Below are 21064 nucleotides of genomic sequence, written 5' to 3' on the forward strand. Positions count from 1 at the left end.
GGATCCGCCCGGCGGTGACGGCGGCCCGGCGGCCCGGCGGCCCGTCAGGTGATGCGCACGGTGGCCAGGTCGGCGAGCCCCGAGACGGTGAGGACCGGGTCCAGCAGCGGCGGGGCGATCAGCTCCAGGCGGTCGGCATGGGCGAACAGTGCCGCCAGCCCGGCACTGTCCAGGTAGTCCACGGCGGTGAGGTCCACCACCAGCCGTCCGCCGCCGGCGGTGGCGGCCCGGTCCACCGCGGTCCGGAACTCGCCGACGTTGCTCATGTCGATCTCGCCCTCGGCCACCAGGACCGGGGTGCCGTCGGAACGCCGTTGGTCGGTGAGTGTCAGGGGGGTGGTCAACGTGTGATCCTCACATGCATGTCTACGGTGGTTCCGGTGCCGTCGGTGACGATGTCGACCTGGTCCATGAGCGCGTGGATCAGGATCAGGCCGCGGCCCCGGTGGGCGTTGGCCTCGGGCTGCGGGAGCTTCCAGCTCCCGGTGTCGGTGACGGTCAGGTGGAGGTCGTCCGCGGTGGCCCGGGCCCTCAGGCGCACGGTGCGGCCGGGATTGTGGCGGTGGCCGTGCTCGATGGCGTTGGCGCAGGCCTCCCCCGCCGCGACCAGGACCGCCTGCGTCAGACGCGGTCCGACGTCCAGTCGTTCCAGCCAGTCGCGCAGGGCGCCGCGGACGCGGGCGAGCCGGGCGGACTCGGCGGGGAAGGCCACCTCCAGGGGCGCGGGGTGGCGGTAGAGCAGCAGCGCCATGTCGTCGTCGTAGCCGCCGGCCGGTTCCAGACCGGTGCGGATGTCGTCGGCCAGCTTCTCCAGGTCCGCGTCGCGTCCCCGCCGGGCGGCGGCCGAGGCCTCGGCGATGCCCGCGTACAGCGGGCGGCTGCGGCGTTCGATCAGGCCGTCGGTGTACAGCAGCAGGACGGAGGCCGGCGGCATGGTGTGCGTTCCCGTGGGCCTGGGACGGCCCGGCTGCACCGCCAGGGGGATGGAGCGGCCCTGGTCGAGCAGTTCGGTGGCGCCGTCCGGATGGGTCAGGATGCCCGGCGGATGGCCGGCGCTGCTGTAGGTCAGCCGGCCGGTCGCGGGGTCGAGCACACCGCAGAAGACGGTGGCGCACAGCGCGCCGGGTATCAGGGCCGCGAACCGGTCGAGCGCGGTCAGCACCTGGGCCGGGTCGGCGAACTGCAGCAGCAGGGCCCGGCAGGCGCTGCGCAACTGGCCCATGACGGTGGCGGCCTCCAGGCCGCGGCCGACGCAGTCGCCCACGACGATGCCGATACGGCCGTCGGGCAGCTCGGCGGTGTCGTACCAGTCCCCGCCGACCTCCAGAGGCCGGGCTGCGGGCTCGTAGCGGACGGCGAACCCCCGCGGAAGGCGGTCGGGGCCGAGAATGGCCCGTTGGAGGGCCAGGGCGGTCTCGCGCTGCCGCTCGAAGGCGTGGACGCGTTGCAGCATCTGCCCGAGGTAGCCGCCCAGCACGGCCAGCAGGGTGTGGTCCTCACCGATGAAGGGCCGCTCCTCACTGGCCTCGACCCACAGCGCCAGCGGCCCGCCTGGATGCTCCAGGGTGACGCCGAGCCCGGCCGGGCCACCCGTGGCCACCGGGTGCAGGGGGTTGCGGCCGCGCAGATCCCCGAGGGCCTCCCGCACCGGGTCGCCCGGCTCCCCCCACGCGGTGCCGGGCACCGCGGCGACCAGCCGGGGCACCTGGTCCGGGCCGTCCCAGGTCACGGCCAGGGCGCGGGGGGCCCGCCACACCCCGCGCAGTTCGTCCAGCGCGGCCCGCAGTGCCTCGGGGACGCTCCCGGCCTCGGACAGCCGCACGCTCAGCGCCGCCAGGGCGGTCTCGCGCTGGGCGGTGAGGCGTTCGGCGGTGACGTCCCGGAAGGTGCCCACCACCATGCGCCTGCCGGTGTCGGGGTCGCGGACCTCGTTGAAGGAGGCGTACACCCACAGCCGGTGCCCGTCGCGGTGCCTGACAGGGGTGATGTAGTTGCCCTTCCTATCGCCCACGACCTGGGCGAAGGCCTGCTCGATGGCCCGGTGGGCCTCGGGATCGGTGCTCTCGTCCGGCCACCAGGGGTGCTTGGGCCGGTAGGGGAGGCCCTCCGGGCCGTAGCCGAGGATGTCGGTGAAGGAGGAGTTGATCTCGACGACGGCGCCCTCCTCGTCGCAGACGAAGAACGCCTCCTGGAGCGAGTCGACCAGGGCGGTGCGCCACTGCGCGTGGTGGTTGCGCAGCCGCGACAGCTTCACGGCGGCCCGTACCCGTGCCAGCAGCTCCGCGGCGGAGAACGGCTTGACCAGGTAGTCGTCGGCGCCCGCCTCCAGTCCTTCGATGGACGCCTCCTGACCGGCCCGGGCCGACAGCAGCAGCACCGGCACCCCGGCGGTGCGGGAGTCGGCGCGCAGCGCCGCCACCAGTTCCAGGCCGCCCATCCGGGGCATCATCACATCGCTGACGACCATGTCCGGGGCATCGGCGCGGACCGCCTCCAGGGCGGCCCGCCCGTCGGCGACCGTCGTCACCCGGTAGCCGGGGGCCAGGATCCGCCGCAGGTACTCGCGCATGTCGGCGTTGTCGTCGGCGACCAGTACCCGGGCCCGCACCGCCCCGGGGGCCGGCGGCGCGGACTCCGCCCGCCCGGCGGCCGGCGCCCCCGGTTGCTCCCCTTTGGTGTCCTCTCCCCCGCCCGGCAGCCACCGCAGCGCCTCCTGGAGATACGGGTCGGCGGCGGACACCGGGAACGGCTCGGCCCCCCGGGACACCGAACCGGCCGGCAGATGGGCCGTCCCGAAGGGCAGGCGGACGGTGAGGACGGTGCCCTCGCCCGCGGTGCTGTCGGCGGTGATGGTGCCGCCGTGCAGGCCGACCAGCTCCTTCACCAGGGCCAGTCCGATGCCGCTGCCCTCGTTCGAGCGCGCGCGGGCGTTCTCGATGCGGTGGAACCGCTCGAACAGCCGCGGCAACTCACCCGGGGGCACCCCGATGCCGGTGTCGGACACGCGCAGTACCGCCCGTCCGCCCTCGGCGCGCAGCGTCACGCCGATGGAGCCGTCGAAGGTGAACTTCAGCGCGTTGCTCAGCAGGTTGAGGACCACCTTCTCCCACATGTCGCGGTCGATGTGGACCGGTTCGGGCAGCGCTGGGCAGTCCACCTCGAAGGCCAGGCCGGCCCGCTCCACCGCCGAGCGGAAGACGCTGGCGAGTTCCGCGGTGACGGCCGCCAGGTCCACCGGCTCGAAGCGGGCCCGCATCCGCCCGGCCTCGATGCGGGAGAAGTCCAGCAGGGTGTTGACGAGCTTGCCCATGCGCAGCCCGTTGCGGCGGATGACCTCCAGCTCCTCGCGGACCCGCTCACCGGCTCCGGCGAGTTGCCCGCGCAGTTCCTCCAGCGGGCCCATGATCAGGGTCAGCGGGGTGCGGAACTCGTGGCTGATGTTGGAGAAGAACGCGGTCTTGACGCGGTCCAGCTCGGCGAGCTCCTCGGCCCTGCGCTGCTGGACCTCGTACGCCACGGCTCCGTTGACCAGCGCGGCGGTCTGCCGGGCCACCAGGTCCAGAAAGGCCCGGTAGCCGTCGTCCAGGACACGTCCGGCACTGACGGCGAGGACGATCGCCCCGACCGGCCCCGCTCCGGTCTCGCCCGGCAGCGGCAGGACCACAGCCTGGGTGGGAGGCCTCTCCCACCCTCCGGACGGCAGCCGCCCGAACCGGCCCACGACATCCTCCACGACCACCGGCTCGCCGGTGGTCAGCGCCCGCTCCAACGGCCAGTCGCCGCCGCGGCCCGGCGGGGGACCGGGGACGGCGCCGGGCGGGCTGACGGCGGCCGGTACCAGCCCGCCGCCGGGGTCCCGCAGATGGACCGCGGCGAACGGCACGTCCCGCTGCGCGCGGCCCAGCACCCGGGCGACCAGCCGGCACGCCTCCCCCACGCTGCGGGCGGTGCCCGCCTGGGCGCCCAGGTCCTGCAGCACGGCGAGCCGCCGCTCGCCCACGACGCGCTCGGTGGTCTCGTTGCACGCGGTGAACACCCCCCGCACCCGGCCTTCGTCGTCGTGCAGAGGGCTGTAGGAGTACGTCCAGTACGTCTCCTCCAGGTAGCCGTGCCGCTCCATCCTCAGCAGCAGGTCCTCCGACCAGGTGGCCTGTCCGGTCTCCGTCACCGACCGCAGCATCGGGCCGATGACGTCCCAGATCTCACCCCACACCTGTCGGCCCGGCCGGGCCAGCGCGGGATGCTTGTTGCCCAGCAGGTGCTGGTAGGCGTCGTTGTACAGCAGCCGCAGGTCCTCGCCCCACCACAGGAACATGGGGTAGCGGGAGGTCAGGCAGATGCGGCAGGCCGTGCGAAGGCTCGCCGGCCAGCCGGCCGGGTCGCCCATCGGGGTGCCCGCCCAGTCGAAGGCGCGCATCCTCCCGGCCATCTCGCTCTGCCCGGGGAAGAGCAGTTCCAGCGGCTCGGCCCCGTCGGCGTCGCCCATCGCCTCTGCCCTCCTCACCCACCGCGCGTCCCGCGGTCCCGCGGTCACGCGTCACCGATGCGCATATCCACTGGCACGGCGACAATGCACCACAACCGGTCCCGTAGGATAAACGCGGCCGGCCACGGCCTGCGGTGCGGTCGGCCCGCGGGGTTCACCCGCTCCGGGAGCGGGCAGTCGATCAGCGTCCCCGCGGATCACGCCCCCGGGGGTTCCGCCTCCGGCCCCGGCGCCGTCCCGCCTCTCAGGCCGTGCCGGGGGCGACCGGATCGACCAGCGCGTACAGGAGAACGGGTGCCCGACCGAGATCTGACCGTCACACTGCGCTCCCACTCCGCGGGCCCCTTCCTGCTGGAGGTGTCCGGCGAGCTGGACCACCACACCGTGGACCGGATGCGCCGGGCGCTGAACGAGCTGCCCCGCGACCGCGGGACCGCGGTCGTCATCGACCTGTCCGGCCTGATCTACTGCGACTCCAGCGGCATCACCGTCCTGATCACGGCCTACCACCTCACCCAGTCCGTGGGCGGCTGCCTGGCACTGGCCGGTCTGGACGACGACATCATGCGCGTCTTCGGGATCGTCGGGCTGGACCAGATCTTCGACTTCTACGGCAGCGTCGAGGAGGCGGTGGCGGCCCTCACCGGCTGATCCCCGCCCCGCCCGGCATCGGCTCCGGGGCCGGTCCACGGGCCGCTGAGCACCCCCGGATAACCGGAGAGCGGTGAAGGACCGGGACGTGGCGGCCGGCCGGCGACGGCCCTGGCGCCGACACCCATGCCGTGGGTCCACACCGGGAGCCGCACGGGGGGACCGGACCGCTCCCGGAGCGGGACCCGCTGCCCTCCAGGGCTCCCCGCGCGGCGTGCCTCGGCGGTACGGCGGCCGAGTTCCGCCGCGTTTGCGGGCCGCTCGTCCGGCTCCTTGGCCAGCAGGTCGAGGATGATCCGCTCCAGGTTCCCGGGCAGGTCGGGGCGGAGTTCGCGCGGCGGCCGGGGAGCGGTCTCGCGATGGCCGACGAGGATGCCCCAGGTGTCCTCCAGGTCGAAGGGCGGGGCGCCGGTGGCCATCTCGTACAGCAAGCAGCCGAGCGAGTACAGGTCGCTGCGGTGGTCGAGGTGGGCTCCGGCTATCTGCTCGGGCGACATGTAGTGCGGGGTGCCCATGGGGAAGCCGCCGTTGGTCCCGGCGGCCGGGCCCGTGCCGCGGTCGGGCCGGGCGATGCCGAAGTCGCAGATCTTCACGGTGCCGTCGGCGGTGCGCATCACGTTGGCGGGTTTGAGGTCGCGGTGGACGATGCCCCGGTCGTGGGTGTAGGCGAGGGCGGCGGCTATCTGCTCGGCGATGTCGAGGAGATCGGGCACGGGCAGCGGCCGCCGCCCGCCCAGTTCCAGGAGCCGGCCGAGGTCGTGCCCGTTCAGCAGCTCCATCACCAGGTAGAGAACCCCGTCGTACTCTCCGAAGTCGTGGACGACGGTCACGCCGCGGTGCTGGAGCGAGGCGGCGACGCGCGCCTCGCGGCGGAAGCGCTCACGCAGCGCACCGATCGAGCGCGGGTCGTCCTGGCCGCCCAGCGGCTTGAGGCACTTGACGGCGACCTCGCGGTCCAGCGACTCGTCGTGCGACCGCCACACCTGCCCCATGCCGCCGCGCCCGACGAGGTCCAGCAACCGGTAACGGCCCTGGATCAGTGTGCTCTGCCTCATCGCGCGCCGCCGCCCCCTCTCACCCGTGCCGCCCCCGGCCCGTCCAGTATGGGCCCTTCCCCGGCCGGGCGGTAAGGCGGTGGTCCGGTGCCGGGGCCGTGGTCCGGCACCGGGGCGTGCCGGAGCAATGCCGCGGGGCCGCGCCGGGGTTTCGGCACGGACGGTGCGGCAACTGCGGACCGGGACGGTTCGCCCGGAACGCGCCGGCGAATCCGGCCTGTCCGCCCGGTACCAGGAGGCGCCGATGTCCCGACCCGTGCCCCTGCGTGTACACGGCGCCCGGGCGGGCTTCCGGCGGCTCGCCCGGCTGCGCCACGCCCCCGCCTTCCACCCCGACGGCCTGACCTGCGCCGGTGAGCTGGTGATGCCCGGCCTTACGGGGACCGCCTGGGGTGTCCCCTGGCTGGACGGACTGGGCCGGTACGAGTGCCTGGTACGGCTGTCCCGGGGCGCCGGTCTGCCGCGGCCGCTGCCCGACTGGCTCGGACTCGCCGTCCGGGCGCTGGACGCGGGCGGCCCCGGCCGGCCCGTCGACCTGCTGCTGACCAGCAGCGCCCGGCCTCCCGTACTGCGCCGGCTGCCCCTGCCGCGCGGCGACGCGCTGGGCGGCCCGTACAGCAGTCTGCTCGCCTACCGGGTCGGCGGGCGCGGCATGGTGCTGGCCGCCTTCCCGCGCCGCCGGCTGCGTCCGGTCCACGGCAGCCCTCCCGACCTGCGGCGGGCGCTCGCCGGCGGTCCGCTGGTGTTCGACCTGCGGGCGGCCGAGCCGCTGGGCCGGTGGCGGACCTTCGCGGTACTCACCGTCCGCTCGCCGCTGCGGGAACCGCCCCGCTCCACCCCGGGCTTCGACGTCCACCGCAACAGCCTGCCGGGACTGGCGCCGGGCACGGCCTTCGCGACGGTGCGGCCCGCCGCGTACGAGGGGTCCCGGGCGGGCCGCGCCTGAAGAAGCGTCACCGCACCGTTTCCGCCCGGGAGGCGGGGGTACTCCGTACCGGCCGCTACCCGACCCCGAGTGGAGATGATGACGATGGCCAGCACAGGTCCGAGGGCGGCGAGCACGGCGCGTCGCGCTCCGGTGAGCACCGCGGCCGTGGCGGTGTCGTTGGTCTTCCTGCTGGTGGGAGTCCTGGGGTTCATCCCGGGCGTCACCACGGACTACGGCGAGATGCAGTTCGCGGGACACGAGTCGCAGGCCCAGCTGCTCGGTGTCTTCCAGGTGTCGATCCTGCACAACCTGGTGCACCTCACCTTCGGCGTCGCCGGCCTGGCCATGGCCCGAAGCGTCGCCGGAGCCAAGGCGTTCCTGATCGGCGGCGGTGTGATCTACCTGCTGCTGTGGCTCTACGGGCTGATCGTGGACGAGGACAGCGGCGCGAACTTCGTGCCCCTGAACTCCGCCGACGACTGGCTCCACCTCGTGCTGGGCGCGGGCATGATCGTCCTCGGCGCGGTCCTGGGCGGCCGCCGCACCACGACCGCCTGACCCCGGCCCACCGGAAACGATGAAGAAGGCGAGGAGGCTCCACCATGCAGCCCGCGCCGCCCCCGGGAGCCGCCGAGCTCCTCTTCGTCGGCAACGCCACCCTCCTGATCCGCTACGGCGAGCTGACACTGCTGACCGATCCCAACTTCCTCCACCGCGGCCAGTACGCCTATATGGGCAAGGGGCTGCTGTCCCGGCGGCTGAGGGAGCCGGCCCTGCGGGTGGGAGACCTCCCGCCGGGTCTGGACGCGGTGGTGCTGTCCCATCTGCACGGTGACCACTGGGACCGGGCCGCCCGCCGCGACCTGCCCCGCTCCCTGCCCATCGTCACCACCCCGCACGCCTCACGGCGGTTGCAGGGGCTGCACGGGTTCAGCCGCGCCACGGGCCTGCCCACCTGGCACGACCACGTCCTGGTGCGCGGCGGCAGCCAGGTGCGGATCACGGCGCTGCCCGGCCGCCACGGCCCCGGTCCGGTGGACTTCCTGCTGCCCCCGGTGATGGGCAGCCTGCTGGAGTTCGGCGACCAGGGAGGGACGGTGCGGCTGCGGCTGTACGTCTCCGGCGACACCCTGATGTTCCCCGGCGTCCACGAGATCGCGCGCCTGTGCCCGGACATCCACCTGGCCGTGGTCCATCTGGGCGGCACCACGCTCCCCGGAGGACTGCTGGTGACCATGGACGCCCTCCAGGGCGCCGAACTCGTCTCCGCGCTGCGTCCGCGCCGCGTACTGCCGGTGCACTACGACGACTACACCGTCATGAAGTCCCCGCTGTCGGACTTCCTCGGGGAGGCGGAGCGGCCCGGTTTCCCCTCCGGCGTACTGCACTGTCCCCGGGGGGAGCGGGTGACCGTCGACGCCGCCGGGCCGGTCGAGGCCGGCCCGGCTCGGCCCTGAGACTCCCGGTCTCCGCCCCCGCTGCAGCGGGGGCGGAGACCGGGAGGACCCGAAGGCCCCGGGAGACCGGGTGAACCGAGAGGACCGAGAGGACCGAGAGGACCGAGAGGGAGGCCCACAAGGTGCCGAGCACGAACACGATCACAGCCCAGCACGTACGGGAGCTGCTCAGCTCCTCCGACCCCGATCCCCGGCTGGTCCTCCTGGAGGGCCGCCCGCGGGTGGTACCCGCCGCCGAGGCGGGCGCCGGCCGCTACAGCGGAGCCGTGGAGGTCGTATCCCGCGACGATCTCACCGCCCGGACCGGCCCGGGAACGCCCTCGGAGCAGGAACTGGAGGCGCTGGCCTCCAGGCTGCAGGCCGTGGTCTCCGAGCTGGGGGGCTGAGGTGCCCCGCCCGTGCGCGTCCCGCCCGCCGCTCAGACGGGCGGGACGCGCACGGCCAGCGCCAGTGTGTCGTCGGGGTGCAGGATGACCGTGTGCATGTCCTCGGCGATGGCGCCGGGAACCTCCGCGATGGGCCTGTCCGCGTGGCGGCGGGACGACTCGATCAGCCGCTTCTCGCCCTCGCGCGGGTCCTTGCGGCTCTCGGTGAGACCGTCGGTGTAGAGGATGAGCATGTCCCCGGGCCCCATCCGGGTGTGCAGCAGGCGCTCGCTGCCCGGCAGCGGGTAGCCGATGCCGCGGCCGCGCACCTCCAGGTACTCGGGCTCGCCTCCGGCCGGCAGCAGCAGCGCGGGCGGGTGGCTGCCGTTGGCCAGGAACAGATCGCCGGTGGCCGGGTTGAGCCGGGCGAGCAGCACGGTGGACATCAGCTCGCTGTCGAAGGGCATCAGGATCTCGGCGGTACGGGCGATGATCGACTCCAGCGGATGCCCCTCCAGCGCCAGGGTCCGCACCGCGTGGGTGACGTTGAGTGCGCCGCGCGTGCTGGTCACGCCGTGGCCGAGGGCGTCGACGACGGTGATGTGGACGGTGCCGTCGGGAAGCTGGAGCCAGTCGTACAGGTCGCCGCCGGTGGGCGCGTCGGTGCCGGCCGGTGCGTAGTGGACGGCCATCTCCAGGCCGTCGGCCTCGATCGGAGCCGGCCGCAGCGCGTCCTCCAGCTCGCGCAGGGTCTGGCCGTGGGCCTTGCGCAGTTGCTCGTCGCGCTCCTCGAGCTGGACGTAGAGGGCGAGGGTGCCCCGGTTGGTCTCGGCGATCTCGTGCTTGAGCCGCCGGTGCTCGGCGGTGAGGGTGTCCAGGCGGGCCAGCGCCGCGCGCAGTTCCTGCTCCACCGCGTGGATCTCCGACGTGGGGCAGCCGCCCCCGGCCTCCGGTCCGCCGCCGTTCCGGGCGGGCGGTACCGTGCCCGCGTCGCCGCCGTCACCGCGCTGCCCGGGCAGCGGCATGCGCCAGGTGACCGAGCCTCCGGAGGCGAACTGGGCGGGGAGGGGGAGGTCGGCGATGCCTTCGCGGTCGGCCGTCAGGTCGCTGAGGGTGTCGAGCGTGACGACGAGCTGCCCGGCCGGTCCGCCGCTGGGCGGCTCGGCGCACACCTCCAGCCGTACCGGCCGTCCCGCCGCGATCTCGGTGCGCGCCAGCTCCACCGCGGACATCACCAGCCGGGCCCTGGTCTCCACCGGCAGCCGGTAAACACGTGCGATCCCGCGTACCGCGTGCCGCAGGCTCGGCAGTGTGTGGTGGTGGGAAGTGTTGTTGTCGGTCATGGAACCTCTACGCCGCTTGGACGGTGAGCACGGTGGCGTCGTCGCGGACGCGCCGGTGCCCGTGGGCCAGGACCGCCGCCAGCAGGGGCGGCGGGAGCCGCAGCAGAAAGGTGGGCGGACTGTGCGACCAGCGGGACTCGATGCCGTCGCTGTGCAGGACGACCGCCGCCCCCCGTGCCAGGGGCACGGTGCGTGGCCGGGGGGTGGGGACGTTCCAGCCCACGATGCCGGGCTGGCCGGCCATCCGGTGGGCCACCTCGCCGCCCGAGAGCACCGTGGCGCGGATGTTTCCCGTGCCGCAGTACTCGGCGCGGTCGGGGTGTATCCGCACCACGCCCGTCGCTGCGCCACGGGTGTGGCGCAGCGAGCGGTGCATCGAGGTCAGGATGTCGGCCAGGGGACGGTCGGGGGCGGTACGGAAGGCCCGCAGGGCCGAACGGGCCGCCTCGGCGGCCGCGGCGCCGTGTCCCAGGCCGTCGACGACGAGGCCGGTGAGGGCGTCGCCGGTGTCGGCCACGGTACAGGCGTCGCCGCAGTGCTTCTCGCCGTGGGCGGGCAGACACACCGATCCGACACCGTACCGGGTCTTCGGCTGCCCGCCGGGAGCGGACAGCCGGGCGTTGACCAGGGTGCCCGAGCCCGGCTGGGTGCGGATGGTGAAACCGGTGGCGATCCGGCGGACCGCTCCCAGCCCCGCTCCGAGGGAGCCGGTTGTGGTGTAGCCGTCGGCCATCGAGCGGTCCAGGTCGCGGATGCCGGGGCCGCGGTCGACGGCGGTGATCTCCACTCCGTCGCCCTGGAGCGTCGGCTGTACGTACACCGTTCCGTCGGCGGCGTGCTTGACCTGGTTGCTGGCCAGCTCGCTGGCGACGACGGCCGCCTGGTCGGGTATGGCCCCGGGCAGCCCGCACCGCTGTGCGCAGCCGCGCGCGACCGAGGCCGCTACGTGGATCGCGCTCTCGTGGTCGATGCGGATCTCCTGGGTCAGGCCCTCCCCGGCGGGGGACGGCCGGCTCACTGGGTGTTCCATCGGGTCACGCTGATGGTGGTGCCCCGGCCCGGTTCGCTGTGCACCTCGAAATCGTGCATGAGGCGGCGAGCGCCTCCCAGGCCGTGCCCCAGGCCGGAGCCGGTGGTGAAGCCGTCGGCCAGCGCCGCCTCCAGGTCGGGGATGCCGGGCCCCTCGTCCCTGACGGTCAGCCGCACGCCCCGGCGTCCCGCGTTCCTGGGGAACTCGATGGTCACCGTGCCGCCTCCGCCGTGGATGTAGGCGTTGCGCGCCAGTTCGCTGGCGGCGGTGACGACGCGGGTCTGGTCGACGAGTCCGAAGCCGGTCTCGACGGTGGCGGCCCGTACCGCGTGCCGGACCGTGATGAGGTCCTCGTCGGTACGGACCGGATAGGTGGCCCGGGCGCTCGCCCCGCCGCCTCCCCCGGCGGGGGCCGACGGGGGCCCCATCGTCCTTTTACCCGAGAGTTTCACGCCGGGTCCCCCCTTCCGGGGGCCGCGGGGCGTGGTGCCAGCCCAGTGCGGCCATCCCCTGCTCCGCGTTGAGCGCGGTCTCCACTCCGGTGAGCTGCAGGCCCAGCTCGACGAGGGTGATCGCCACGGGCGGCCGCATACCGGCCACGATCACCCGGGCGCCCAGCAGCCGGGCCATGGTGCTCAGCTCGGTCAGGGTGCGCGCCACGAAGGAGTCGATGATCTCCAGCCGGGAGATGTCGATGAGGACGCCCGTGGCCCGCTCGGTGGCGATGCGCTCGGTCAGCTCGTCGGCGAAGACGGTGGCCGTCTTGTCGTCGAGCTCGTTGATGAGCCCGGTGACCAGTACGTCACCGAGCCTGAGGATGGGGATGTCCATGGACTGGCGGCCGGTCATCGGTTCGTCGGCGCTCCGGTGGCCGGTGAGTCCTGTCCCGTCATGTCGACCGCCGCGGCCAGGGCGTCGGCGAGGGTGGCGCGGGTGAGAATGGTGGACAGGTCGATGCCCAGCTGGGCGATGGTCTGCGCGATGGAGGGCCGCACGCCGCTGATGAAGCAGTCGGCGCCCATCAGGCGTACCGCGTTGACGGTCTGCATCAGGTGCTGGGCGACGGCGGTGTCGACCGTGGGCACACCGGTGATGTCGATGATCGCCACCCGGGCGTCGTGGGTCTGGATGGACTGCAGGAGGTTCTCCATCACCACCTGGGTGCGCGCGGTGTCCAGGGTGCCGATCAGCGGCACGGCCAGGATCCGCTTCCACAGGTGGACCACGGGGGTGGACAGTTCCAGCAGCTGGCGGCTCTGCCGCTGGATGATCTCCTCGCGGCGCTCCACGTAGGCGTTGAAGGACAGGGCGGCGGCCTCGTCCAGCAGCCGGTTGATCGTCAGGGCCGCCGGGAACAGCTCCCGGGGGTCGTGGTTGTCGCGCTCCACGGCCTCCAGCAGGGCGTCCTTGAGCGCCAGGATGGCCAGGGACGTGGCGGTGGGGGTCGCGCCGCTGCGCTCCCTGCGCAGCGACAGCTCCATCACCGCGCCGCGCAGGTCCTGGTGGGCGTCGACGACGCTCTCCATACCGTGGTCGCTGTTGAGGGCCCCGCCCAGCAGGACGAGGAGCGCGTCGGCCTCCTCACGCAGTTCGCCTTCGTCTATCCCGATCGCCGCACGTTCCTGCTGCAACTGCACCCACCGGTCGGCGATCTCGTCGCCGCGCTCGCGGATTGCGGTTGTCAACCGGTCTCGTACGGCTGCGTCGCTGGCGTTCACTGACAAGCCCTCTCACAGTCGTTCGTCGCCGGCCCACGCCCGTGACGTCGGCATCCGGCTGGGTGTGCGGGGTTGCGGGACAGCACCGTTCACCCCTTTTGTTGCCGTCCGGCAAATGTTAGCAGCGGCCGCGAAGCCTGTCCGCCCCAACTGACGCCGCATCAGGGCACGGTGGGACCCACCGGCCCCTGACGGGACCTTCCCGGAAACCGGCCTCCAATGCGTCCCGATCGATTGTTTCCATTTGACAACTGTGTACGCGGCACAACAATCTTTCCCTGTCGCACCCGCCCCGACCGGCCCTCACGCCAGGACTCCCCCGCGGTGCGGCGCTCCGCGGCGGCCACGAGGTGTGTGATGTATCGGTGAGGCAGAATGGCGATGCACATGCCATCCAGGACGGCGGTCTCACGCCGATCTCACGCCTCCGCCCGCTCCGGCCTCCCGGCGCCCGGGCAGCGTCTCCTCCACCGCCGCGCGGAATCCCCGGAGCCCCTCGGCGAGCGCCTTGCGCGCCGCGGGCGACATCGCCGCCATGGCCGCAGCCAGCACCTCCTCCCGCAGGTCCCGCAGATCTCGCAGATATGTCCTGCCCCGGCCGGTCAGCCTCAGCTCCAGCTCCCTCCGGCTCGCCGGACTGGGAGCGCGTTCCACGAACCCGACCGCCTGCAGCCGGTCGCACAGCCGGCTGACCGACGACGGGGCGGAACCCAGCGTCTCGCTGAGCGTGCGCAGGTTGATGCCCTCATCGCGGTCGAGGGTGTACAGAACCCTCAGCTGGGAGGCGGAGACGGGCGCGGGCGACGCGGCCTCCCGGCCCCGCTCCCACAGCACCTCCAGGAGCTCTATCACCTCGGATGCGGCATGGGCCGCCGCTGCGGAGTGGCGCTGGGAGGGTCCGGGATTCACGACCATAACTGTGACACTCCGCGTCTGTATTGTCAGCCCGAGCTCCGAACGGCACTTAACTTCCAATATCGGAATTTTCTGCGGAAACAGAAAGTAGTTGTGACACGGTGGACAGATTCACGGCCGTGGAGCGCGCCCTGCGCGACGCCGCTCCCCACGCACTGCTCGACGCGCTCCGCACCTCACTGACACAGCACTTCGGGGCGATCACCGCGGACCTGCTGATGGCCGACTACGGAACGACCATACTCCAGCCGGTCGGCCCTCTTCCTTGCCCGACGGAGTCCGTTCCGGTCCACTCCACCGAAGCCGGAAGGGCGTTCGGCTCCCAGCAGCCCCTCCTCTCCTCCGACGAGCACTCGGACACCGTCACCGCGCACCTGCCAGTCACCGTCCGCGGCGACCGGCTGGGCGTGCTGTCGGTGACCCTCCCCGGCGAGGGGGCCTCACCCGAGGCGCTGGGAGAGCTGCGGCAGTTGTGCGAGGCGCTCGGCCGGGAGATCCTCGTCGCCGACCACAGCACCGACGTCTACCTGAAGGCCCGGCGGGCCGAGCGCCTCACCCTCGCCGCCGAGATGCAGTGGCAACTGCTGCCCGGCCGGTCCTGCTCCGGCCCCGAGTACGAACTCGGCGCCCAGCTCGAACCCGCCTACGCCGTCTTCGGGGACAACTTCGACTGGTCCGTCTCGGCCGACCACCTCACCGTGACCCTGACCGACGGAATGGGCGAGGGCATCGACGCGGCCCTCCTGACCAACCTCGCCCTCAGCGCGCTGCGCAACGCCCGCCGGGCCGGGCTGGACCTGGTCGGCCAAGCGGTCCTGGCCGACCAGGCGATCTACGGGCAGCACCGCGGGGCCGCCCATGTCTCCGTCCTGCTGCTGCGCATCCATCTGGCCACCGGTCGGCTGGAAGCCGTCGATGCCGGGTCGCCGCGCATCTGGCGGCTGCGCGGCGGCGGCGTCGAGCCGGTCGAGCTGGAGGCGCAGCTCCCGCTGGGGATGTTCGAGGACACTCCCTACGCCGTCCAGCACTTCCGGATCGAGGTCGGGGACCGCCTGCTGTTCGCCAGCGACGGGGTCTACGAGGTGGCCTCGCTGTCGGGCGAGCGGTTCGGCGAGCGGGCCCTGGCCCGCGCCATGACCAGCACCCGGCTCCTTCCCTCGTCCCAGGTGCCGCGGGCGGTGCTCGCCGAGCTCGCCCGGCACCGCGGCGAGCCGCCCGCGGACGACGACGCCATGGTCGTGTGCCTGGACTGGCACGGCAGGAGGAACTGACCGGCCGGACCCGCCACCCGCCCGGGCCCTGCTCCGGAGCCGCTGTACCCTTCCTCCGTATCCCCCCGTAGCCTCACGCCCCGGGAGCGCGCCCGTCTCCGCGCGGCGCGTCCGGCCCGGCCCCGGCCCGTGTCACAGAACGAGAACGCCCGGTGTGCGCCGGGCACCACAGGGCACGCGGGCTCGTGGAGCAGAGCCGAGGACCGAGCGGAGGTGTTCGCCGACGTGCCGATACCGGCACCGGGCCGGTGGTTCCGGCGCGTCCCCTCCCGGGTGGCCGCATCGGCGTCCGCCCGCCCACGCGGGTCCGCGGCCGGCTTCCGGCCGCGGACCCGCGTGGCCGGTCCTCTCCCGCACGTCCCCGCCACGCCAGAGGTGGTCCTCCCGTGACCAGAAGCGAAAACGCCCTCGTCGAACGGGGGAGTCCGGACCCCTTCGTCCATCCCGCGCTGTTCTACCGGAATCCCGGGGAGTACCTCGCCGGGGTGGGCGGGTTCGTCGACGGCGCGCTGGAGGCCGGCGACCCCGTTCTCGTCGCCGTCCCCGGCCCCCGGCTGGAGATGCTGCGCGAGCACCTGGGGGACACCGCAGCGTCGGACCGCCTCACTCTGGTGGACATGACCGGGTTCGGCCGCAACCCCGGCCGCGGCCTCTCGGGTCTGTGCGACTTCGCCGACCGGCACCCCGGCCGGACCACCCGCATCGTCGGGGAGCCGATCTGGGCGCGGCGCTCCCCCGCCGAGCTGGTGGAGGCCACCCGGCACGAGGCGCTGATCAACGCGGCCTTCACCGGCCGCGACGCGACCGTCCTGTGCCCCTACGACGTCCGCGGCCTCCCCCCGCTGGTGTGCGCCGACGCCCGCCGCACCCATCCGGTGCTGTGGGAGGACGGCCGGGAGCGGCCCAGCCCGCACTACACCGATCCCCGGGCCCTCAGTGCCGAGTGCGACACCCTCCCGCTGGCTCCCCCGCCCGCGCACCCCCGGGCCCTGCCGTTCGCCACCGGAGACCTCGGCGAGGTCCGCCACCACGCGGACGCCTGGGCCGGCGCGACCGGGCTCGGCATGCCCCGGCGCGGTGACTTCGTCCTGGCCGTGGCGGAGGCCGCGGCCAACTCCATCGCCCACGGCGGCGGGAGCGGCACCCTGCGCCTGTGGTCCGACGGCCTCTCCTGCGTGGCCGAGATCCGCGACGGCGGACACCTCACCGATCCGCTGGCCGGCCGCCGCCGCCCGACGCTGGACTCCGCCAACGGTGGGCGCGGGCTGTGGATGATGCACCAGTTGTGCGATCTGGTCGAGACCCGCGCCACACCCGCCGGGCTGACCGTACGGCTGCACATGGACCACTCGTAGGGCCGCCCACGGGCCCCCTCTCACCCCTCCCCCGTCGCCCCCGGCTCTCGCGCCGTAGGCGGGCCTGCGCGCCCGTGAGCGCGAACGGCCTCCCCCGACCCGGGCCCCGGCCGCCGCGTTTCCCCAGCGGCCGCCGCGGTGGCCTCCCGTCCCGCTCCAGGGCCTTCGAGGATCGCTCCGGCAGCTCCCACAGACCTCCAGACTGTGATCCACATCACTCCCGGATACCCCCGGGGGCATAATGCGGATCCTGTTACGGTTGTCTTCAGGCATACCCCCCCAGGTATTTCACGAAGGCAAGCGAGCAGGAGTCCCCCGCATGGTTCCCGAGATCGACCAGCAGCGGTTCGCCGAGGCGCACGTGGCCGGCGCCCTCGTCGTCGACGTCCGTGGCAGCGGCGAATACCGCACCGGTCACGTCCCCGGCGCCCGGTCGGCGCCGCTCAGCCTGCTCCCCCTGAAGCTGGCCGAGCTGCCCAAGGACCACCCGGTCTACGTGATCTGCCAGAGCGGCGGCCGCAGCGCGCAGGCGACCGCACTGCTGCGCGACGTGGGCTACGACGCCCACAGCGTCAGCGGCGGCACCGCTGCCTGGATCGACGCGGGCCGGCCCGTGGCCACCGGCGACGAACCCGGCACCCCCCACGTCACCGCCACCACCGAGGAGACCCGATGATCACCGTTCTGCCCATCGAGACCCCCGGCCTGGGCGACCGCACCTACCTCGCCCACGACGGCTCCACCGCTCTGGTGGTCGACCCGCAGCGCGACTACGACCGCGTCACGGCGCTGGCCGAGGCCGCGGGCGTGCGGATCACCCACGTCTTCGAGACCCACATCCACAACGACTACGTGACCGGCGGTCTGGCCCTGGCCCGGGAGGTCGGCGCGCAGTACCTGGTCAACGCCGACGACGAGGTCTCCTACGAGCGCACCGGCGTCCGCGACGGCGATGTCGTCGAGGTCGGCACCATGCGCGTACGGGTGATCCACACACCGGGTCACACCCACACCCACCTCTCCTTCGCCCTGGAGACCGACGGCGGGCAGATCGCGGTGTTCACCGGCGGATCGCTGCTGTACGGCTCCACCGGACGCCCCGACCTGCTCGGCCCCGACCACACCGACACCCTGGTGCGGGCCCAGTGGCGCTCGGCGCACCGGCTGGCGGAGGAGCTGCCCGACTCCACCGCCGTCTACCCCACCCACGGTTTCGGCTCGTTCTGCTCCGCGACCCAGTCCGCCGGCCTGTCCAGCACCATCGGCGAGGAGAAGAGGACCAACACCGCCCTGACCGCCGACGAGGAGGCCTACGTCGCGCAGCTCCTGGCGGGCCTGGACGCCTACCCCGCCTACTACGCCCACATGGGCCCGGCCAACTCCGGCGGGCCCGGCAAGCCGGACCTGTCGGCGCCCTCCGTCGCCGACCCGGCCGAGCTGCGCCGCCGCATCGAGGCCGGCGAGTGGGTGGTCGACCTGCGCGACCGCACCGCCTTCGCCGCGGGGCACCTGGCCGGCAGCCTCAACTTCGGCCTGGACGGCCAGTTCATCACCTACCTGGGCTGGCTGATCCCGTGGGGCACCCCGGTCACCCTGCTCGGCGAGACCGCCGAGGACGTGGCCGAGGCCCAGCGCGAGATGGTCCGCATCGGCATCGACCGCCCGGCCGCCATGGCCACCGGCGGCCCCGAGGACTGGGCCGGCGGCGAGCCCCTGGCCGCCTACGAGCGCGCCACCTTCGACGACCTCAAGACCGCCCTGGACAAGGGCCCGGTCGGCGAGGAGGAGTTCGTCGTCCTCGACGTGCGCCGCAACCAGGAGCGCGACGAGGCGCACATCCCCGGCTCGGTGCACATCCCCGTCCACGAGGTGCCGGACCGCATCGGGGAGATCCCCGCGGGCCGGATCTGGGTGCACTGCGCCGGCGGCTACCGCGCGGGGGTCGTCGCCGCCCTGCTCGACGCCCGCGGCCGCGACGTCGTCGCCGTCGACGACAACTTCGACAACGCCCGCGACCTGGGCCTGTGCCCCGCCCCCACCCGGGCCCCCTGACCCCCGGCAACCTCCGGAAACCCGAATTCCCACAGGAGAGCAGTACATGACCACCTCCACCACTCCCCGCAGCCTGACCACCGAGGAACTGCGCGCCAAGCTCGACTCGGAGCACCCGCCGCGGCTGCTCGACGTCCGCTCCCCCGCCGAGTTCGAGGCCGCGCACATCCCCGGCTCCTACAACGTCCCGCTGGACACCCTGCGCGAACACCGCGAGGAGCTGACGAAGCACCTGGACACCGACGTGGTGCTGGTGTGCCGCTCCGGGCAGCGGGCCGGGCAGGCCGAGCGCGCCCTCGCCGAGGCAGGGCTGCCCGGACTGAGCGTCCTGTCGGGCGGCATGACCTCCTGGGAGAAGTCCGGCGCCCCGACCAACTACGGACAGGAGCGCTGGGACATGGAGCGCCAGGTCCGCCTGGTGGCCGGCTCCCTCGTCCTGGTCGGCGCCCTGGGCAGCTTCGTGGTGCCCGGGCTGCAGGCCCTGTCCGCGTTCGTCGGCGGCGGCCTGGCCTTCGCCGCCATCAGCAACACCTGCGCCATGGGCGTGCTGCTGTCGCGGATGCCGTGGAACCGCACGCCGTCCTTCGACCCGCGCAAGGCCGTCGCGCAGCTCGCCGGCGGCAGGTGACCACCATGACGCTGACGCTCGTCCTGATCCTCGCGCTGCTGGTCGGCGTCTCCCTCGGGCTCCTCGGGGGAGGCGGGTCGATCCTGACCGTGCCGCTGCTGGTCTACGTCGCGGGCATGGACGCCAAGGAGGCCATCGCCACCTCCCTGTTCGTCGTCGGCGTCACCTCCGCCGTGGGCATGGTCAACCATGCCCGCGGCGGGCGGGTCCGCTGGCGCACCGGTTTGCTGTTCGGAGCGGCGGGCATGGCCGGGGCCTACGCCGGCGGGCTCATCGGCGGCAGCATCCCCGACGTCGTCCTGCTGATCGCCTTCGCGGTCATGATGATCGTCACCGCCGCCGCCATGCTCCGGGGCCGCCGCAACGTCGACCCCGGCAAGGCCCACAAGCAGCTCCCGGTGGGGCGGGTGCTGCTGGACGGAGCGGCCGTCGGCCTGGCCACCGGCCTGGTCGGCGCGGGCGGAGGCTTCCTGGTCGTGCCCGCCCTGGCCCTGCTGGGCGGACTGCCCATGCCGGTGGCCGTCGGCACCTCGTTGCTGGTCATCGCGATGAAGTCCGCCGCCGGGTTCGCCGGCTACCTTTCCACCATCCAGATCGACTGGTCCCTGACCCTGGCCGTCACCGGCTCCGCGATCGTCGGCAGCCTCGCCGGGGCCAGGCTGGCCGGACGCGTCCCCGCGGACGTCCTCTCCCGGCTGTTCGCCTGGTTCGTGCTGGCCATGGGCACCTTCGTCCTGGTCCAGCAGGCCCCCGCCGACATACGTCTGCCGATCCTCGCCGTCGTCGCCTCGCTCGGCGCCGGAGCGGGTGTCTGCTACGGCTTCGTCGACCGCTGTCCGCTGCGGCGAGCGGTGCACAGTACCTGACAGCCCCGCTCCCGGACCCGGTACCCCGGCCCGCCGCCCCGTCGGTGCGCCGGGGTACCGGCGTACCGGGACACTGGTGTACCGGTGCCGCCCGTCACACGACAGGCACCGGAACGCCGGCGGAATGTTCCGCCCCATCCCGGCGTTGACTACCCCAGGGGGTATCAACCGCCATCACCCCGGTGAAACGGAAGGAACCACCACATGAGCACCGTCACCCTCACCGCCGCCGACTTCGAGAAGACCGTCACCGGCAACGACATCGTCCTGGTCGACTTCTGGGCATCCTGGTGCGGCCCGTGCCGCATGTTCGCCCCGGTCTACGAGAAGGCCTCCGAGGCCAACCCCGACATCGTCTTCGGCAAGGTCGACACCGAGGCCGAGCAGGCCCTGGCGGCCGCCGCCGACATCAGCTCCATCCCCACCCTGATGGCCTTCCGCGAGGGCGTCCTCGTCTTCTCCCAGCCCGGCGCACTGCCGGCCCAGGCCCTGGACCAGGTGATCACCGCCGTGCGCGGACTCGACATGGACGAGGTGCACGCCTCCGTCGCCGCCCAGGAACCCGGCTCCGGCCCGCGCGGCTGAGCCCGCCCAGCGCAGAGCGAACGAAAGGATCCACCGCCGTGGTCCAGCTTCCTCCCGAGGACGTGCGATCGGCCGTCAACCGCCTCAAGCGCGCCCAGGGCCAGCTCGCCGGCGTCCTGCGCATGCTGGAGGAAGGACGCGACTGCGAGGACGTCGTCACCCAGCTCGCCGCGGTCAACCGCGCACTGGACCGGGCGGGATTCTCCGTCGTGGCCAGCGGCCTCAAGCAGTGCATGGCCCAGGAGGGCGGCGCCGACAGCCTCGACGCCCAGAAGATGGAGAAGCTCTTCCTCTCCCTGTCCTGAGGGCTCCCGGCCGCTCCGGCCCGCCCGGAGCGGCCGGTCACCCACACGTGTGCC

Annotated in this window: 21 protein-coding genes and 1 pseudogene; 13 read left to right on the forward strand and 9 right to left on the reverse strand. The window is 73.4% G+C overall.

The features are described 5' to 3' along the window. Nucleotides 1-44 precede the first annotated feature (44 nt). Nucleotides 45-344 (reverse strand): STAS domain-containing protein, encoded by a 300-nt coding sequence (locus ACGRHY_RS02060; RefSeq protein ID WP_394633658.1) that lies wholly within the window; start codon nt 342-344, stop codon nt 45-47. Next, nucleotides 341-4486: a SpoIIE family protein phosphatase gene (locus ACGRHY_RS02065; protein WP_394633659.1), complete on the reverse strand. Its 4146-nt coding sequence runs from the start codon at nt 4484-4486 to the stop codon at nt 341-343. The genes ACGRHY_RS02060 and ACGRHY_RS02065 overlap by 4 nt, the downstream gene beginning before the upstream one ends. A gap of 294 nt (nt 4487-4780) precedes the next feature. Here ACGRHY_RS02065 and ACGRHY_RS02070 point away from each other — a divergent pair, with 294 nt between their 5' ends. Next, nucleotides 4781-5137: an STAS domain-containing protein gene (locus tag ACGRHY_RS02070; protein WP_394633660.1), complete on the forward strand. Its 357-nt coding sequence runs from the start codon at nt 4781-4783 to the stop codon at nt 5135-5137. Here the strand turns inward: ACGRHY_RS02070 and ACGRHY_RS02075 are convergent. Beyond that, nucleotides 5134-6192 (reverse strand): annotated as a pseudogene (locus tag ACGRHY_RS02075) (serine/threonine-protein kinase); the annotation flags it as partial. The gene ACGRHY_RS02070 and the pseudogene ACGRHY_RS02075 overlap by 4 nt on opposite strands. 244 nt (nt 6193-6436) lie before the next feature. Between ACGRHY_RS02075 and ACGRHY_RS02080 the strand changes: the two are divergent. From ACGRHY_RS02080 to ACGRHY_RS02095, 4 genes are all read left to right on the forward strand, one after another. Then, entirely contained in the window at nt 6437-7138 is a 702-nt protein-coding gene (locus tag ACGRHY_RS02080) for a phosphodiesterase (RefSeq protein ID WP_394633661.1), read from the forward strand. Between the two features lie 84 nt (nt 7139-7222). Continuing rightward, the gene (locus ACGRHY_RS02085) at nt 7223-7678 is read left to right on the forward strand and encodes a DUF4383 domain-containing protein (RefSeq protein WP_394633662.1); all 456 of its coding nucleotides are present in this window, start codon (nt 7223-7225) and stop codon (nt 7676-7678) included. Between the two features lie 44 nt (nt 7679-7722). Continuing rightward, nucleotides 7723-8577, forward strand: a complete 855-nt coding sequence (locus ACGRHY_RS02090; RefSeq protein ID WP_394633663.1) for an MBL fold metallo-hydrolase — start codon at nt 7723-7725, stop codon at nt 8575-8577. A gap of 122 nt (nt 8578-8699) precedes the next feature. Next, complete coding sequence (locus ACGRHY_RS02095; protein WP_394633664.1) at nt 8700-8963, forward strand: hypothetical protein; 264 nt, start codon at nt 8700-8702, stop codon at nt 8961-8963. Nucleotides 8964-8995: 32 nt separating this feature from the next. Here ACGRHY_RS02095 and ACGRHY_RS02100 read toward each other — a convergent pair whose 3' ends face one another. The 6 genes from ACGRHY_RS02100 to ACGRHY_RS02125 form a co-directional block, all read right to left on the reverse strand. Continuing rightward, nucleotides 8996-10285, reverse strand: a complete 1290-nt coding sequence (locus ACGRHY_RS02100; protein ID WP_394633665.1) for a PP2C family protein-serine/threonine phosphatase — start codon at nt 10283-10285, stop codon at nt 8996-8998. Nucleotides 10286-10292: 7 nt separating this feature from the next. Next, nucleotides 10293-11315, reverse strand: a complete 1023-nt coding sequence (locus ACGRHY_RS02105; protein ID WP_394633666.1) for a SpoIIE family protein phosphatase — start codon at nt 11313-11315, stop codon at nt 10293-10295. Then, nucleotides 11300-11743: an anti-sigma regulatory factor gene (locus ACGRHY_RS02110; protein ID WP_394633667.1), complete on the reverse strand. Its 444-nt coding sequence runs from the start codon at nt 11741-11743 to the stop codon at nt 11300-11302. The genes ACGRHY_RS02105 and ACGRHY_RS02110 overlap by 16 nt, the downstream gene beginning before the upstream one ends. Before the next feature lie 7 nt (nt 11744-11750). Then, on the reverse strand, nt 11751-12164 hold the full coding sequence (locus ACGRHY_RS02115; RefSeq protein ID WP_394633668.1) for an STAS domain-containing protein: 414 nt from the start codon (nt 12162-12164) through the stop codon (nt 11751-11753). Next, nucleotides 12161-13033 (reverse strand): STAS domain-containing protein, encoded by an 873-nt coding sequence (locus tag ACGRHY_RS02120; RefSeq protein ID WP_394633669.1) that lies wholly within the window; start codon nt 13031-13033, stop codon nt 12161-12163. Before ACGRHY_RS02120 ends, ACGRHY_RS02115 begins: the two co-directional genes overlap by 4 nt. A 408-nt stretch (nt 13034-13441) precedes the next feature. Then, nucleotides 13442-13948, reverse strand: a complete 507-nt coding sequence (locus tag ACGRHY_RS02125) for a MarR family winged helix-turn-helix transcriptional regulator (RefSeq protein WP_394633670.1) — start codon at nt 13946-13948, stop codon at nt 13442-13444. Nucleotides 13949-14049: 101 nt separating this feature from the next. On the opposite strand from ACGRHY_RS02125, the gene ACGRHY_RS02130 reads away from it, so the two are divergent. The 8 genes from ACGRHY_RS02130 (at nt 14050) to ACGRHY_RS02165 (ending at nt 21010) form a co-directional block, all read left to right on the forward strand. Further along, nucleotides 14050-15219, forward strand: a complete 1170-nt coding sequence (locus ACGRHY_RS02130; RefSeq protein WP_394633671.1) for a PP2C family protein-serine/threonine phosphatase — start codon at nt 14050-14052, stop codon at nt 15217-15219. A 386-nt stretch (nt 15220-15605) separates the two neighbouring features. Next, a complete protein-coding gene (locus ACGRHY_RS02135; RefSeq protein WP_394633672.1) occupies nt 15606-16574 on the forward strand; it encodes an anti-sigma factor RsbA family regulatory protein in 969 nt (322 codons plus the stop codon). 319 nt (nt 16575-16893) lie between these two features. After that, the gene (locus ACGRHY_RS02140) at nt 16894-17250 is read left to right on the forward strand and encodes a rhodanese-like domain-containing protein (protein ID WP_394633673.1); all 357 of its coding nucleotides are present in this window, start codon (nt 16894-16896) and stop codon (nt 17248-17250) included. After that, the gene (locus ACGRHY_RS02145; protein WP_394633674.1) at nt 17247-18626 is read left to right on the forward strand and encodes an MBL fold metallo-hydrolase; all 1380 of its coding nucleotides are present in this window, start codon (nt 17247-17249) and stop codon (nt 18624-18626) included. The genes ACGRHY_RS02140 and ACGRHY_RS02145 overlap by 4 nt, the downstream gene beginning before the upstream one ends. Nucleotides 18627-18672: 46 nt before the next feature. After that, nucleotides 18673-19254, forward strand: a complete 582-nt coding sequence (locus tag ACGRHY_RS02150; RefSeq protein WP_394633675.1) for a rhodanese-like domain-containing protein — start codon at nt 18673-18675, stop codon at nt 19252-19254. 5 nt (nt 19255-19259) lie between these two features. Continuing rightward, complete coding sequence (locus tag ACGRHY_RS02155) at nt 19260-20120, forward strand: sulfite exporter TauE/SafE family protein (RefSeq protein WP_394633676.1); 861 nt, start codon at nt 19260-19262, stop codon at nt 20118-20120. A 204-nt stretch (nt 20121-20324) separates the two neighbouring features. Further along, complete coding sequence (gene trxA / locus ACGRHY_RS02160) at nt 20325-20705, forward strand: thioredoxin (RefSeq protein WP_394633677.1); 381 nt, start codon at nt 20325-20327, stop codon at nt 20703-20705. Between the two features lie 38 nt (nt 20706-20743). Next, nucleotides 20744-21010 carry a metal-sensitive transcriptional regulator gene (locus ACGRHY_RS02165; RefSeq protein ID WP_394633678.1) on the forward strand — a complete coding sequence of 89 codons (267 nt, stop codon included), beginning with the start codon at nt 20744-20746 and terminating at the stop codon, nt 21008-21010. The last annotated feature ends 54 nt before the right edge of the window (nt 21011-21064 follow it).

Origin of the sequence: Streptomyces shinuiensis (assembly GCF_043660855.1) — a bacterium.
In the GTDB taxonomy this organism is placed as follows: domain Bacteria; phylum Actinomycetota; class Actinomycetes; order Streptomycetales; family Streptomycetaceae; genus Streptomyces.

Bases quoted from the DNA above. Each gene is read 5' to 3' on its own strand.
- ACGRHY_RS02080 (WP_394633661.1), top strand. From the start codon at position 6,437: ATGTCCCGACCCGTGCCCCTGCGTGTACACGGCGCCCGGGCGGGCTTC.
- trxA (WP_394633677.1), top strand. From the start codon at position 20,325: ATGAGCACCGTCACCCTCACCGCCGCCGACTTCGAGAAGACCGTCACC.
- ACGRHY_RS02125 (WP_394633670.1), bottom strand. From the start codon at position 13,948: ATGGTCGTGAATCCCGGACCCTCCCAGCGCCACTCCGCAGCGGCGGCC.
- ACGRHY_RS02155 (WP_394633676.1), top strand. From the start codon at position 19,260: ATGACGCTGACGCTCGTCCTGATCCTCGCGCTGCTGGTCGGCGTCTCC.
- ACGRHY_RS02105 (WP_394633666.1), bottom strand. From the start codon at position 11,315: ATGGAACACCCAGTGAGCCGGCCGTCCCCCGCCGGGGAGGGCCTGACC.
- ACGRHY_RS02110 (WP_394633667.1), bottom strand. From the start codon at position 11,743: ATGGGGCCCCCGTCGGCCCCCGCCGGGGGAGGCGGCGGGGCGAGCGCC.
- ACGRHY_RS02145 (WP_394633674.1), top strand. From the start codon at position 17,247: ATGATCACCGTTCTGCCCATCGAGACCCCCGGCCTGGGCGACCGCACC.
- ACGRHY_RS02140 (WP_394633673.1), top strand. From the start codon at position 16,894: ATGGTTCCCGAGATCGACCAGCAGCGGTTCGCCGAGGCGCACGTGGCC.
- ACGRHY_RS02100 (WP_394633665.1), bottom strand. From the start codon at position 10,285: ATGACCGACAACAACACTTCCCACCACCACACACTGCCGAGCCTGCGG.
- ACGRHY_RS02085 (WP_394633662.1), top strand. From the start codon at position 7,223: ATGGCCAGCACAGGTCCGAGGGCGGCGAGCACGGCGCGTCGCGCTCCG.
- ACGRHY_RS02150 (WP_394633675.1), top strand. From the start codon at position 18,673: ATGACCACCTCCACCACTCCCCGCAGCCTGACCACCGAGGAACTGCGC.
- ACGRHY_RS02115 (WP_394633668.1), bottom strand. From the start codon at position 12,164: ATGACCGGCCGCCAGTCCATGGACATCCCCATCCTCAGGCTCGGTGAC.
- ACGRHY_RS02090 (WP_394633663.1), top strand. From the start codon at position 7,723: ATGCAGCCCGCGCCGCCCCCGGGAGCCGCCGAGCTCCTCTTCGTCGGC.
- ACGRHY_RS02065 (WP_394633659.1), bottom strand. From the start codon at position 4,486: ATGGGCGACGCCGACGGGGCCGAGCCGCTGGAACTGCTCTTCCCCGGG.